This is a genomic window from Brachybacterium sillae, assembly GCF_025028335.1.
Lineage (GTDB): Bacteria > Actinomycetota > Actinomycetes > Actinomycetales > Dermabacteraceae > Brachybacterium > Brachybacterium sillae.
Genome location: NZ_JAFEUW010000001.1, coordinates 2,058,450 through 2,071,681, shown reverse-complemented (window position 1 = coordinate 2,071,681; position 13,232 = coordinate 2,058,450). Strand labels below are relative to the sequence as shown.

At 71.1% G+C, this 13,232-nt stretch carries 12 protein-coding genes and 3 tRNA genes; 8 read left to right on the top strand and 7 right to left on the bottom strand.

The features are described from left to right. Positions 1-359: 359 nt before the first annotated feature. Complete coding sequence (locus tag JSY14_RS09535) at positions 360-2,039, bottom strand: Gfo/Idh/MocA family oxidoreductase (protein WP_259558616.1); 1,680 nt, start codon at positions 2,037-2,039, stop codon at positions 360-362. 129 nt (positions 2,040-2,168) lie between these two features. Here JSY14_RS09535 and JSY14_RS09530 point away from each other — a divergent pair, with 129 nt between their 5' ends. Next, positions 2,169-2,813 (top strand): lysophospholipid acyltransferase family protein, encoded by a 645-nt coding sequence (locus JSY14_RS09530; RefSeq protein ID WP_259558615.1) that lies wholly within the window; start codon positions 2,169-2,171, stop codon positions 2,811-2,813. Between the two features lie 96 nt (positions 2,814-2,909). Beyond that, positions 2,910-3,293: a universal stress protein gene (locus JSY14_RS09525; protein ID WP_259558614.1), complete on the top strand. Its 384-nt coding sequence runs from the start codon at positions 2,910-2,912 to the stop codon at positions 3,291-3,293. 108 nt (positions 3,294-3,401) lie between these two features. Here the strand turns inward: JSY14_RS09525 and JSY14_RS09520 are convergent, their stop codons facing one another. The 3 genes from JSY14_RS09520 to JSY14_RS09510 form a co-directional block, all read right to left on the bottom strand. Beyond that, positions 3,402-4,907 carry a catalase gene (locus JSY14_RS09520; RefSeq protein ID WP_259558612.1) on the bottom strand — a complete coding sequence of 502 codons (1,506 nt, stop codon included), beginning with the start codon at positions 4,905-4,907 and terminating at the stop codon, positions 3,402-3,404. Between the two features lie 34 nt (positions 4,908-4,941). Next, positions 4,942-5,382 (bottom strand): Fur family transcriptional regulator, encoded by a 441-nt coding sequence (locus JSY14_RS09515; protein ID WP_259558611.1) that lies wholly within the window; start codon positions 5,380-5,382, stop codon positions 4,942-4,944. A gap of 144 nt (positions 5,383-5,526) precedes the next feature. Continuing rightward, the gene (locus JSY14_RS09510; RefSeq protein ID WP_259558609.1) at positions 5,527-5,727 is read right to left on the bottom strand and encodes a hypothetical protein; all 201 of its coding nucleotides are present in this window, start codon (positions 5,725-5,727) and stop codon (positions 5,527-5,529) included. Between the two features lie 201 nt (positions 5,728-5,928). Between JSY14_RS09510 and JSY14_RS09505 the strand changes: the two genes are divergently transcribed. Continuing rightward, the gene (locus tag JSY14_RS09505; RefSeq protein ID WP_259558607.1) at positions 5,929-7,095 is read left to right on the top strand and encodes a sensor histidine kinase; all 1,167 of its coding nucleotides are present in this window, start codon (positions 5,929-5,931) and stop codon (positions 7,093-7,095) included. Then, complete coding sequence (locus JSY14_RS09500; protein WP_259558606.1) at positions 7,092-7,799, top strand: response regulator transcription factor; 708 nt, start codon at positions 7,092-7,094, stop codon at positions 7,797-7,799. The genes JSY14_RS09505 and JSY14_RS09500 overlap by 4 nt, the downstream gene beginning before the upstream one ends. A 467-nt stretch (positions 7,800-8,266) precedes the next feature. On the opposite strand, the gene JSY14_RS09495 is transcribed toward JSY14_RS09500, so the two are convergent. Both JSY14_RS09495 and JSY14_RS09490 read right to left on the bottom strand, forming a co-directional pair. Further along, positions 8,267-8,342 (bottom strand) — tRNA-Thr (locus JSY14_RS09495). Positions 8,343-8,497: 155 nt separating this feature from the next. After that, on the bottom strand, positions 8,498-10,159 hold the full coding sequence (locus JSY14_RS09490) for an alpha/beta hydrolase (RefSeq protein WP_259558605.1): 1,662 nt from the start codon (positions 10,157-10,159) through the stop codon (positions 8,498-8,500). 108 nt (positions 10,160-10,267) lie between these two features. Between JSY14_RS09490 and JSY14_RS09485 the strand changes: the two genes are divergently transcribed. Continuing rightward, the gene (locus JSY14_RS09485) at positions 10,268-11,443 is read left to right on the top strand and encodes a sensor histidine kinase (protein WP_259558604.1); all 1,176 of its coding nucleotides are present in this window, start codon (positions 10,268-10,270) and stop codon (positions 11,441-11,443) included. Continuing rightward, positions 11,440-12,111, top strand: a complete 672-nt coding sequence (locus JSY14_RS09480; protein ID WP_259559649.1) for a response regulator — start codon at positions 11,440-11,442, stop codon at positions 12,109-12,111. Before JSY14_RS09485 ends, JSY14_RS09480 begins: the two co-directional genes overlap by 4 nt. 111 nt (positions 12,112-12,222) lie before the next feature. On the opposite strand, the gene JSY14_RS09475 is transcribed toward JSY14_RS09480, so the two are convergent. After that, a complete protein-coding gene (locus JSY14_RS09475; protein ID WP_259558603.1) occupies positions 12,223-12,576 on the bottom strand; it encodes a metallopeptidase family protein in 354 nt (117 codons plus the stop codon). Between the two features lie 108 nt (positions 12,577-12,684). On the opposite strand from JSY14_RS09475, the gene JSY14_RS09470 reads away from it, so the two are divergent. Next, positions 12,685-12,760: transfer RNA gene (locus JSY14_RS09470), tRNA-Glu, on the top strand. 271 nt (positions 12,761-13,031) lie between these two features. Continuing rightward, positions 13,032-13,105 (top strand) — tRNA-Asp (locus JSY14_RS09465). Positions 13,106-13,232: the final 127 nt, after the last annotated feature.

The window sequence follows — 13,232 nt, the reverse complement described above, 5'->3', positions numbered from 1 at the left end:
GATGTACTGAACTACACGCGTGTCATCCACATCGGCTGTGGACGGCGTGGGGACGGCGGTGGACGTTCTGGGGACGAGCAGCACGGACCCGCAGGACAACCGTGGACATCCCTGGGGACGGCCGCGCGTGTCGCCCCTCGGCGGTGGGGACGACAGCCCGCGGACCACCGCCCCGTCCCCGGCGGGGAGGCGTACGCCACGTCCACGAATCAGCGTGCCGACCGGCGTGTCGCTCGGCGTGTCGCAGGGGCATGGCACCCGGGCACCACGCCGGCGCGCCGGGACGCCGATCGGCCCGGCCGGGACGCGTCACAGCGCCCGGGCCGGGCCGATCGGAGGGGACAGCGCCCGCGGCCGGCTCAGTCCCGGAGGTCGCGGGCCGGCAGGCCCCAGGCGTCGTCCTCGTCGACCGCCCGTGCGGCGACCTCGTCGACGACCGGAACGGACTCTTCCGTCACCGCCACCGAACCGGAGCTCTTCGGGGTGTCGAGGGCGGGCAGCACGGCAGTGGGGGTGTCCTCCGTCGCGAGGACCGGGGCTGGCGGTTCGGGCGTCTCGAGCTGCGGCACGGTCGGCGCGGTCGTCTGCGGCCGGGTCGTGTCGGGCTCGGTGGGTTCATGCTCGACCGGCGTCGGATCGGCGTCGAGGTTGACAAAGGTCGCCTCCGGCGCGGGCGGGAGAACCGCGTCGGCGGACTCCACCTCACGCAGCGGGTCCTGCGCCGAACCCTGCTCCACGTCCTGCGCCTGATCCTGCTCCACGTCCTGTTCCGCATCCGGTGCCGGATCCTGCACCGCCTCCGGCTCCGGATCCCGCGGAGCCTGCTGGGCGGACTCGTCCCCGTCCGTGACGTCCTTCCCGGCTCCGGTCACGGCGGGGGTGTCACTGTCGGCCCCTTCGTCGGCGGGGCTGTCGATGCTCCGCCCGTCCAGCTCGACGATCCGTGCCAGCAGCTGGCGCATGAGCGCGGACTCCTCGAGGGCCTCCTGCGCCCCGATCCGCGGCTCGGTGCCGCGGTCGACCATTTCGTGGAACGCCTCCCACATGGCCTCGGCAGGACCGGTCGGACTGACCCTGGTGGTCTCCGTGACCAGTCCGGCGTCCTTCTCGCGCAGGGAGAACTCGCCGCGCTCCTCCAGGTGCGACGGCAGGGCGAAACGCACCTGCAGCCGGCGGCGTGCGGTGAGCGCATCGATCCGTTCCACGTACTCCGGGGCGAACGGCAGGTAGTGCCAGACCAGACGCACCGGGGCATCACCCTCGAGACGGGCCAGCACCTCGACACTGCCGGGGACCACCCCGGAGGGCCAATGCCGCACCGCCTCGATCCGGTCGAACGGACCGAAGGCGTGCAGCACCACCGCCACCTGGTGGGCGAGACCGGTCAGCAGACCTTTGACATACAGGTCGCGGTCGCGCTGCGTGGCGGCGTCACCGGACCCGGCCTCCACCGCTTTCTGCAGGGCATCGCGGCGGGCCATCCGCAGATCCGTGTCGAGGTCGTAGGCGGAGGCGGTGACATGCGCATGCCCGTACATCGGCTGCGTGGCAGGCATCAGCACCTCGTAGTCGAGCATCCGCAGATCCCGCGCCTTCACCGTCTCCGCCAGACGGGTGACGGCTGCGTCGAACACCTGCGGGTGGGCGATCATCACCAGGCGCCGCCCCGCCATGCGCTCGAACTGCACCACCTGGCGGATCTCGTCCTCGGAGAACCCCAGCGGCGGCTCCACCAGCACCGGGATGCCGCGGCGCACGAGCGCGAGCACGTCCTCGACGTGCAGCCCGTCACTGGCGACCAGCGCGGCATCGACCTCCACCTGCTTGGCGCGGATCGCGGCCACCAGCTCCGTGACGTTCTCGAAGCGCCGGTCCTCCGGCACGCCGAACACCTCGGCGGCCTCCTGGCGGCGGCGCGGGGAGATGTCCACCAGGGCCGAGAGGGTGAAGCGATCCCAGCGGCGGCGCAGCAGCGGCAGGTGCACCGCCTGCGCGACGGTCCCGGCTCCCACCACGACGACGGACAGGATCTTGGGCATCGGCACTCCTGGGATCGAGGTCGGCGGCTCCGGTTGTTCTACCACACGGCCCTGCCCTCTCCGCGGGATAATCGGGGGCCGGTGCACTCGCCGGCACCCCCGTGGACCACCCCTCCCCCGGAGCGCCCCGTGACCCTCTTCTACACGCTCGCCCGCCCGATCGTCGCCCCCGTGATGCGCGCCCTGTGGGCTCCGCGCATCGAGGGCCTCGACCACGTCCCCCGGCACGGGGCGTTCCTGCTGGTGTCCAACCACCTGGCGAACGTCGACTCGTTCCTGCTGCCGGTGGTCATGCCGCGGCAGGTGCGGTTCATCGCCAAGGACGTGTACTGGCACAAGAATGGGCCCGTCGGGTTGATCCAGCGGGCGTTCTTCGATGCCGTCGGCACCGTGCCGGTGGACCGGGCCGCTCTCGCCTCGGGCCGGGGGGCCCTCGACGTCGCGCTGGGCATCCTGCGGCAGGGCGACGGTTTCGGGATCTACCCGGAGGGCACCCGCTCCAAGGACGGCCGCCTGCACGCCGGAAAGCCGGGTGCTGCCTGGCTCGCCCAACAGGCGCAGTGCCCGGTGATCCCGGTGGGGTTGTCCGGCACCCCGGAGCTGTTCGCGAAGGGTCGATGGTGGCGGTCCCGCGGGGTGGTGCGGGTGCGCATCGGCGCCCCCATCGACTTCACCGATCTGGCGCCTGACCTGCCCGAGGGGGTGCGCCGTCGCCGCATGACCGAGCGGATCATGGATGAGATCGCGGCCCTGTCGGGCCAGGAGCGCGCCTGACGGGGCACCGCGGGGACGGCGGCAGTCCGCGTACGATCGGGCCATCCGTCCGCCGCGGCCCGCAGGCCGCCCGACCCGCCCGACGCTGAGGTGCCCATGGCCGTCGTCCTCGGATTCATCCCGACCCCGGTCGGTTTCGCCGCGCTCGACGCGGCCGCCGCGGAGGCCGAGCTGCGCGGGGGTCCGCTGGTGCTCGTGAACGTGATCCGTGACGGCGACGAGGACGATCCACGCCACGCCCACGCCGAGCAGCTCGACCGGGCGATGGAACGGCTCCACCGGTTGAGCGTGCGGGTGGATGTGCGCCAGGTCCGCACCGATGCCGATCTCAGCTCCGCCCTGCTCGACGTCGTCGAGGAGGAACGCGCCGAACTGCTGGTGCTCGGGATCCGCCGCGATCAGGAGGTCGCCCGGCATCTGCTGGGCACGACCGCTCAGAAGCTGCTGCTGTCGGCCCCCTGCGACGTGCTCATCGTCTGAGACCGGCGACCACGCGAACAGCCCGCCCTGTCACAGACCCGGTGGGGGTCCGTGACAGGGCGGGCTGCGTGCTCAGGCCCCTGAACGCGTCGGGGCCGCGGCTCCGCGTCAGTTGGCGGTCATACCCGGGATGTTGTCCCCGGCCTTGGCCTTGGCGGCCTTCTCGATGCGCTCACCGATCTGCTGGTCGACCTTCTTCCAGTACTCGAAGGCGCGGGAGAGCACGGGCTCCTGCACCCCGTCGAGGGCACCGGCGACGGTCTCCACGAACTCCTCGCGCTGGGCGTCGTCGAAGACCTCCCGCACCAGGGTGCCGGCCTGACCGAAGTCGTCGTCCTCGGCGTGGAGGGTGTAGGCGGCGCGGACCATCTCGCCGTCGGCCTCCCAGCCGTTGTCGACCGGACCCTGCGTGTCCGTGTACGCCCGACCGAAGGAGTTCGGGGCGTACACCGGGGCATCACCGCTGTGGAAGAACTGCATCGCACCCTCCTTGTCGTAGGAGTTGGTCTCCACGACGGGGCGGTTCACCGGCAGCTGCTGGAAGTTGGTGCCGATGCGGTTGCGGTGCGCATCCGGGTAGGAGAACACACGGCTCAGCAGCATCTTGTCGGGCGAGAACCCGATGCCCGGCACGATGTTCGACGGCGAGAACGCCGCCTGCTCGATCTGCGCGAAGTGGTTCACCGGGTTCTGGTTCAGGGTCATGGTGCCGACCTTGATCAGCGGGTAGTCCTCATGCGACCACACCTTGGTGAGGTCGAACGGGTTGAAGCGGTACGTCTTCGCCTCGGCGTACGGCATCACCTGCACGTGCAGGTCCCAGCTGGGGTACTCGCCCTTCTTGATCGACTCGAACAGGTCGCGGCGGTGGTACTCGGCGTCGACACCGGCCAGGCGCTCGGCCTCCTCGTTGCTGAGGAACTCCATGCCCTGGTTGGTCTTGAAGTGGTACTTCACCCAGAACTTCTCGCCGGCCTCGTTGACCCACATGTACGTGTGGGAGCTGTAGCCGTTCATGTGGCGCCAGGTCTTCGGCAGACCGCGCTGGCCCATGAGGTAGGTGACCTGGTGGGCCGACTCGGGGGAGAGGGTCCAGAAGTCCCACTGCATGGTGCCGTCGCGCAGGCCCGAATCGGGCAGACGCTTCTGCGAGTGGATGAAGTCGGGGAACTTCATGGGGTCGCGGACGAAGAACACCGGGGTGTTGTTGCCCACGAGGTCGTAGTTGCCCTCCTGGGTGTAGAACTTCAGCGCGAAACCGCGCACGTCACGCCAGGTGTCGGGCGAACCGAGCTCACCGGCCACGGTCGAGAAACGGGCCAGCATCGGGGTCTTCACGCCGGGCTGGAACAGGCCAGCCTTGGTGTACTTCGAGACGTCCTCGGTGGTGACGAACTCACCGAAGGCGCCGGAGCCCTTCGCGTGGGGGCTGCGCTCCGGGATGCGCTCGCGGTCGAAGCGGGCGAGCTTCTCCACGAGGGCGACGTCGTGCAGCAGCAGGGGGCCGTCGGGGCCGACGGTCAGCGAATGGGCGTCGTTCGGGCGCGGCGCACCGGACTCCTGGGTGGACGGCTTGGTCGAGTCGTGCGACTGGGTCGGATCGAACTGCGTCATCGGATCGGTCTCCTCGTGGCTGTTGCAGGGGTTCTCAGGCGGGGACGACGTCGGTGAGGGCCGCGCACTGCGGACACAGCCCCCGGTAGAGGACGTCCACCTCGTCGACGGTGAAGCCGTGGGCCTCCGACGCCGGCGGGGGCACGCTCTGGGCGGTGCGAGCCGGCACGTCCTCCAGGCGGCCGCAGCGGCGACACAGGACGTGGTGGTGGTCGTCGTGGTGATCGACCTCGTACAACGCGCGCCGACCACCGTCGATCACGCGGCGGACGAGGCCCGCCTCCTCCAATGCCGCCAGCACGTCGTAGACGGTCTGGCGGGACACGGCGCCGAGACGGGCCCGCACCGCGACGGTGACGGAGTCCGCATCGACGTGGGGCTGCTCCGCCACCGCCTGCAGGGCGGCTACGCGGGGCGCGGTGACGCGCAGTCCGACCCGACGCAGGGCGTCGGCGGGGGTCTGCGTGGACGTCATGCGGCCGACACTACCGACACATCTTGAACGTATCCAGAAAACGACTGGGTCGGCCCCTCAGGGCCGACCCCGTTCGTTCCCCAGGGCGCACCGCATCGCCGGCGGGAACGACGAGGATGTCGCAGCCGCCGCTCGAGGGCGGGATCAGCGCGTGGGGCGCTTGCAGATGAACGGCAGGTAGGGGTACGCCTGGCAGAGGAACGTCGGCGCGGCCGACGCGGTCTGCAGCTGCGAGGTCGCGATGGCCTCGGGACGGCCACCCGCCATGGCGGCGGGGCTGAGGGCGGTGACGGCCAGGAGGGCGGCCGCGGCGGTGGAGAGCACTCGGGCGGTGGGGCGATGCATGACAGCCCTTCGGGGGTTCGGTGTCGGACGGCGGCCGCCGTGCCGACGAGGTCCAGAGGCCTCGCTCCGGAGTGTACGGGCCGCGGGGCGCCACCGGGCCACCACGCTCGACCGGACCGGTCGGTGACCGGCCTGCGGGGCGGGTGCCGTACGGGTCCCGCCGCGGGGCTGCGCCGTACGAGTCCCGCCTACGATACGGGTGTGACGACGCCGCACCCCACCTCCGCTGCGGCCGCTCCGCTCGCCGCACGCGGGCCGGGGCGCAGTTTCTCCGTGGCCCCGCTGCTGACCGGCACGCTGCTGCTGATCGCCACCAGCCCGTGGGCGAACGTCAACGGCCTGTGGAGTGTCCTGAGCTGGGCGATCCTCGCCACTCTCGGCGGCCTCAGCCTGGTGTGGCCGGTGCCCGCTGCGGCCCTGGTCGGGGTGATGCTCACCCTGATGTACGCTGTTCCGGCACTCGCGACGGGTCTGGGCGTGCTGGTCTCCCCCGTCTCGCTGGCGATCTGCATGGCCCGCGGGTCGTGGCGTCTGGGTCTGCCGCTGGCCGTGTGGCACACCGCGGTGCTGGTCCTGGCGACACTGCGCACCACGAACACCTCCGAGGAGTTCCTCGCGGGTGCAGCGGTGTGGGTGTTCTTCATCGCCCTCGCCCTGCTGGTGGGGCACTGGATGGGTCGTGCGGTGCGCGACCTCTCCCGCGCCGAGCGACAGCGTCTGGCGGATCTCGAGGAACAGCGTCGACTCATCGCGCGCGAGCTGCACGACACCGCGGTGCGCGCCACCACCGAGGTGGTGCTGCTGGCGGAGACCGCCCAGTCGCGGGCGGGCCTGGACCCGGAGGCCGCCCGGGACTTCGCGCGCATCTCCCGCACGGCCCGCCTGGCCACCGACGAGCTGCGGACCATGATGGAGCAGCTGCGGCAGGCAGAGGGACCGCCCGGGTCGATCGCTCCGGCGGCCGTGCGCGCCTCCACCTGGGAGGACGTCCTGGCCGCCCGCATCGATCGGCTGAGCCTGCTCGGTTTCGACGTGCGCACCCACTCCGAGTCCGACAGCCCGGTGCCGCGGGAGGCGCTGGGCACCCTCGCCCGCTGCCTCGACGAGGTGGTCGCGAACGTGCACCGGCACGGTGACCCCTCCCGGAGTGTGAGCGTCTTCGCCCAGGCCACGGCCTCCGCCGTCGAGGTCGCCGTCATGAACGGCATCGACCCCGAGGACGCGCCGGTGCCCCGTGGTGGCGACGGGCTGCGGGGGATCCGGGAGCGTCTGGAACCCTTGCGCGGCACGCTCGAGGCCCACGCCGAGGGCACCACCTTCGTCACCCGCCTGTCCATCCCCCTCCCCCTCCCCCAGGAGCTCGCATGATGTCCCCCTCGTCCACCGCCCGTGTCGCCCGGGTGCTGATCTGCGACGACGACCCGATCGTCCGGGACGCCCTGACCGGGTACCTCTCCCGCGAGCCCGACTTCACCGTGACCGCCTCGGTGGACAACGCCGAGGACGCCCTCCGGGCCGTGGACCTGGTGCTGATGGACCTGGCGCTGCCCGGTATGGACGGCATCACGGCGACCCGGACGCTGCGCGGACTGCCTGCCGCGCCCGTGGTGCTGGTGCTGACCACGTTCGGCACCGATGAGCAGGTGCAGGCCGCGATCGCCGCCGGCGCAGCGGGCTTCCTGCTGAAGACGACCACCTCGGCGGCCCTGGTGGCGGCGCTGCGGGCGGCGCTGGCGGGGGCGGGGACCGTCATCACCCCGGAGCTCGCCTCTCACCTCTCACGGTCCCCCTTCGGGTCCGCCGCGGCGCAGGTTGATGTGCGTGACAGTGACGCCGCCGAGGAACTGGGGTTGACGGCCCGGGAGATCGACGTGCTGGAGCTGCTGTGCGCGGCGGAATCCAACGCCGGCATCGCCGACGCACTCAACCTGTCGGAGTCGACGGTGAAGACCCACGTGTCGTCACTGATGGCGAAGCTGGAGTGCTCCTCCCGGCTGCATGTGGCGGTGCGTGCCTTCGAACGCGGACTGGTGGTGCCGCCCCGTCCCCGCGGCGACGTGGACCACCGCTGACCCTGCCCCCAGCACCTGCTCTCCTGGCTCTGCTATCGCGGCTCTACTCCTCTGGCCCTGCTCCCCTGACTCCGCTCCTCGCCGCGAGCTCGACCCCTCGTGCGCGCGGACATTCGCTCTTTCGTCCCAGGACCACGGCCGGATTCGGAACTTTCGGGGGAGGTCGCGCGGCCGCACCCTCCCGTAGGGTGGCGGCAACGGCGGAGCGTCCCCTTGAATTCGCCGACAGTGCCCCGCGTGGGCGGGAGCAGTGTGTTCCCTCGACCGGACGTCCCCTCCGGTCGTCGACGGGCTCGATCCTCACACCCCCCGGAGGATCGGGCCCGTCGCTCTGCCCGGGTGACGTGGCCCCGAGCGCGGGCGCGTTGACCCCGAGCTCGGGCGCGCCACCGCTCCTTACGTATCGCGGGGCTGAGTCGCGAGGACGACGCAGGCCCGGTCCCCTGCGGGGAACCGGGCCTGACCTGTGGAGCCGCCTGGGGGAATCGAACCCCCGACCTAATCATTACGAGTGATTCGCTCTACCGACTGAGCTAAGGCGGCGCTCTGCGCACGGGCGGCGCAGGGACCGCCCTACTCTACGGGCCCGCGCGTGGGGCACGCAAAATCCCGCGGTGAGGTCCGCGTCACGACCACCCGAGGCTGGTGGTCACCCGACAATGCGGCGGCACCCGGCCGCGGCTTGGGGTGCGCGAACCTCAGGACCCGCTGCAGACCAGGCCGTCCTCGGGGACGGTGCCCTCCAGCAGGTAGGCGTCCACGGCTTCCTCCACGCAGCCCCCCGACCGCCCATAGGCCGTGTGGCCGTTGCCGTCGAAGGTGACAAGGGTCCCGGAGGTCAACTGCTCACTGAGGGACTCGGCCCACTCATACGGAGTGGCCGGGTCCCCCGTGGTGCCGATCACGACGATCGGCGCGGCACCCTCGGCGCGGATCGGCGCCGGCTCCCGCACCGGGGCGGCGGGCCACTGCGCACAATACACCCCCGAGAATCCGAACATGCCCCCGAAGGTGGGGTATTCGGCGGCGAGGCGTTCGGCCTCCTGGACGGACCAGGCCTCATCGGCTGCGGACGGATGATCGAGGCAGTTCACAGCGGAGATGACCTCGTTGCTGTTGCCCAGGTAGGTGCCGTCGTCCTGACGGCTGCTGCCGGCGTCGGCGAAGAACAGCAGCTGGGTTCCGTCCCCCGACATGGCGGCGCCGAGCGCCTGGATGAGGAAGTCCCAGGACTCGTCGGCATACAGGCCGACGAGGACGCCGCTGCGCGCGAGAGCCCCCGTGAGCGGACGCTGCGGATCGGTGGTCTCGAGCGGCTGGTCGTCCACCGCCGAGAAGAAATCGCGGACCTGCTGCACAGCCTGGTCGTGATCACCGTTCAGGGGGCAGACCTCTGATCCCTGATCGAGGCAGTACTGGGCGAACTCCCCGATGGCGTTCTCGAATCCCCGAGCCTGGCCGTCCGAGAGCTGGTCGCCGTCGATGGTGGGGTCGAGGGCGCCGTCGAGCACCATCCGGCCGACCCGCTGCGGGTACAGCTCCGCATAGGTGGCCCCCAGATAGGTGCCGTAGCTGTACCCGAGATAGTCGAGCGCGTCGGAGCCGACCACCGCCCGCAGGACATCGAGGTCGCGGGCCGCCGAGAGGGTGTCGACCGCACCGATGAGCTCGGGGTCGGAGCTGCGGCACCCCTCCCCCAGCTCCCGCGCGGTGGACTTGGTCTGCTCCAACCCCTCGGGGGTCAGCGGGTCGTAGGTGGCGGCGAGCATCTCATCCAGGCGTGCGTCGCTCACGCAGTCCAGCGGCGTGGAGTCACCGACCCCGCGCGGATCGAACCCGATCAGGTCGTACCGGGCGGCCACGGATTCACCCACCACCTCCGGGCCCTGCATCCCGACGAAGTCCACACCGGAACCCCCGGGGCCACCGGGGTTCAGGAACAACGTCCCCTGCTTCTCACCCGAGGCGGGGATCCGCAACAGCGCGAGGGTGATGTCCCCGGCGGCGGGGTCGTTCCAGTGCTTCGGCACCGTGACGCTCCCGCACTGGAAGTCGGCGTAGTCACCCTCGCAGGCCGACCAGTCGACGGTCTGCTCGTAGTACGCCCGGTAGGCCTGGTCCTGCGCGGGATCGGAGGACAGCTCGGCGAAGGATTCACCGGTCGTCGCCAGGGGCGGCCGGCCCTGGCGACTCGGCGCGGCCTGCGTGGCGGCCGAGGAGGCCGCGGCGGATTCGGACGCGGCCCTCTCGGCGCGCGCCTCATCCCCGGGACGCGCGATCCGCGAGATGCCGAACACGGCGCCCAGCACCAAGACCAGCACCAGGGCCACGGCCCCGCCGACCAGCCAGTTCTTCCTCACCCACCGACCTCCTTCGCCAGAACCGGGCCCCTGCCCGGGTCCGACCATCCTAGGGGCGGGCTCCGAGACGCGAACCGTCCGAGGACGCCCTCTGCCTAGAGTGGCGGGGTGAGCGCCACCCCGTTCCCTCCCGGCCCCTCCGCGCCCGATCCCTCCCGAGCGCAGCCCCCGATGGTGATCTGGCGGGAGGCCCTGCTGCTGCTGGCGGGGTATGCGGAGATCGTCGTCGCGGTGATGCAGGGCGTCGAGGACTGGCACGTCGCACAGATGCTGCTATCGGCGGTGTTGGTGACCGCTCTGCCGCTGCGCTTCGGCGGTTGGCGCTGGCGGTGGCTGTTGCCGCTGCTGATCGTGGTCAATGCCGCCGCGTGGTCCCTGGTGGTGCTGCTCGCCGCGACCTTCGCCTATACCTCCCGCTGTTCCCGCCGCTCGCTGTCCGCGGCGGTGACGGCTCTCGCGCTCGGCATCGCGGCCGTGATGATGGGGGCGGGATCGGGTGATGAGGACGTCCTCGGCGGGGTGATCGCCACGGAGCTGGTGGTGCTGACGGTCGCCCTGGGGGGGATGTACGTCGGCACCCGGCGGCAGTTGATGCACGAACTACGGGCCCGCGCCGAGGCCGCCGAGAGCGGGCGGGCAGCCGCCGAGGAGCAGGCCCGCCGTGCTGAACGCACCCGCATCGCCCGGGAGATGCACGACATCGTGGCGCACAAGATCTCCCTGGTGGCACTGCAGGCCGGGGCCCTGGAGGTCAATCCGACGCTCGAGCGGGAGCAGGTGGTGGCCTCCGCCGGTCTGATCCGCTCCACCGCCACCGAGGCGCTCACGGAGCTGCGGCAGGTGCTGGGGGTGCTGCGCGGGGCTGACGAGTCCGCACCCCTGGTACCGCAGCCCACCTGGTCTGATGTGCGCTCCCTGGTCGACGCCAGCCGCGAGGCCGGGGTGGATGTCGAACTGTTCGATTTCGTCGAACCGCCGGTGCCGGACACGCTGGCCCGCACCGCGTACCGCGTGGTGCAGGAGGCCCTGACGAACATCCACAAACACGCCCGGCACACCGCCGCTCGGGTCGCCCTGTTGGGCGAGGCGGGAGGCGACCTGGTGCTGGAGATCAGTAATGTGCTTCCCAAGGGGTTCACGACGGACCTGCCGGGGGCCCGGATGGGGCTGTCGGGCATCGAAACCCGGGTGACGCACGCCGGCGGCACGATCACGTCGGGCCCCACCGACGATGGACGTTTCGAAGTGAAGGCGGTGATCCCGTGGCCGTCCCCGACGCCATGATCCGTGTGGGACTGGTGGACGATGACGCCCTGGTGCGCGCCGGACTGTCGATGATCCTCAGCGCCGACCCGGGGATCCAGGTGGTCGGGGAGGCCGCCGACGGCACCGAGGCCGTGCCGCTGGTGCAGCGCCACCGCCCCGATGTGCTGCTGATGGACGTGCGCATGCCCGGTCTCGACGGGATCGCCGCGACCCGCCAGGTGACGGCTCAGCCCGGTGCGCCGCGGATCATCATGCTCACCACCTTCGACATGGACGAATACGTCTTCCAGGCCCTCGAGGCCGGCGCCAGCGGTTTCCTGCTCAAGGACACCCCGCCGCACGACCTGCTGCAGGCCGTGCGAGTCGTCGCGCGCGGCGATGCGATGCTCTCCCCCGGTGTGACCCGCCGGATGCTGGCGCACTTCTCCGAGGCGAACCCCGGCGCCCGCACCGACCGCCACCCCGGCCTGGATCAGCTCACCGAGCGGGAGACCGAGGTGCTGGGGGCCGTCGGGGCGGGGCTCTCGAACGCACAGATCGGTGGACGGCTGTTCATGAGCGAGGCCACCGTCAAGGCGCACATCTCGAAGATCTTCGCGAAGCTCGACTGCACCAACCGGGTGCAGATCGCGATCATCGCCCACGAGGCCGGCCTCACCGACCTCGACCGCGACCTCGGCGTCTGAGGGGTCTCGGTCCCCGTTGAGCCTCAGTCCCCGTTGCGCCCCGGTCCCTGCGGGGCCTCAGGGCCCGCTGAGCCTCGGTCATCAGGGTCGCCCCCGGGGGGCCGTCGCGGCTCAGCCCCAGCCGAGCTCGTGCAGCCGGGCGTCGTCGATGCCGAACAGGTGCCCGATCTCGTGCAGCACCGTCACGCGGATCTCGTGCACGAGGTGCTCACGGTCGACCGCCAGGCGAGAGAGGGGACCGCGGAAGATGAGGATCCGATCGGGTTCGGCGTAGCCCTGGAACACGCTGCGCTCGTCGAGCGGGATCCCGACATACAGGCCGAGCAGGTCCTCCCCCGCGGGGGGCTCCTCCTCCACCAGGATCGCGACATTGGCCTCCGCCACCGCCCGGGCCACCTCATCGGGCAGGGAGTCGAGGGCATCATCGACCGCGTCCTCGAACTCACGACGGCTCATGCGCACCATGAGCCCATGGAAACAGGTGGACGTGAGCGCGGCCACCCCCGGGGGTATCGAGTGGCCCGGGGCGCCGGTGCTGGATATGCTCAACCGGTCAGGCTCCCGGCCTGACGGGCCCCCATCGTCTAGTGGCCCAGGACACCGCCCTTTCACGGCGGCGACACGGGTTCGAATCCCGTTGGGGGTACCAGTAAATGCGCAGGTCAGAGGCTGTTTTGCTTCGACCGTCGGGGCTTATGGCAACACTCTTGGCAACTGCCGATGCCGGCCGCACCCCCGTCTCCCATCGCGCAGGCATTCCCACCCTCCCCTCATCCCCTGCTGGCGACGCGCCACCCTCCTACGCACCACACACCGAACGAGTGCGAGCGGTGTCACAGCCGGTTTGGTCAGAACCACCGCGAGGCTCCGGTAGAGTTGTCCAGGTCGAGATCGCGCGGCGCGGGATCGAGACGGTGAATGGCCCTGTAGCTCAGTTGGTTAGAGTGCCGCCCTGTCACGGCGGAGGTCGCCGGTTCAAGCCCGGTCAGGGTCGCCCCCAGCGAAGGCCCGGAGCAGACGCTCCGGGCCTTCGTCGTCTCCTGTGCCCCCTCGGAACCGGAACCGTTCCCGGCATCTTCCGTCCGGGGTCCTCGGTCGCCCGCCCCTGGGAGGCACTTGTC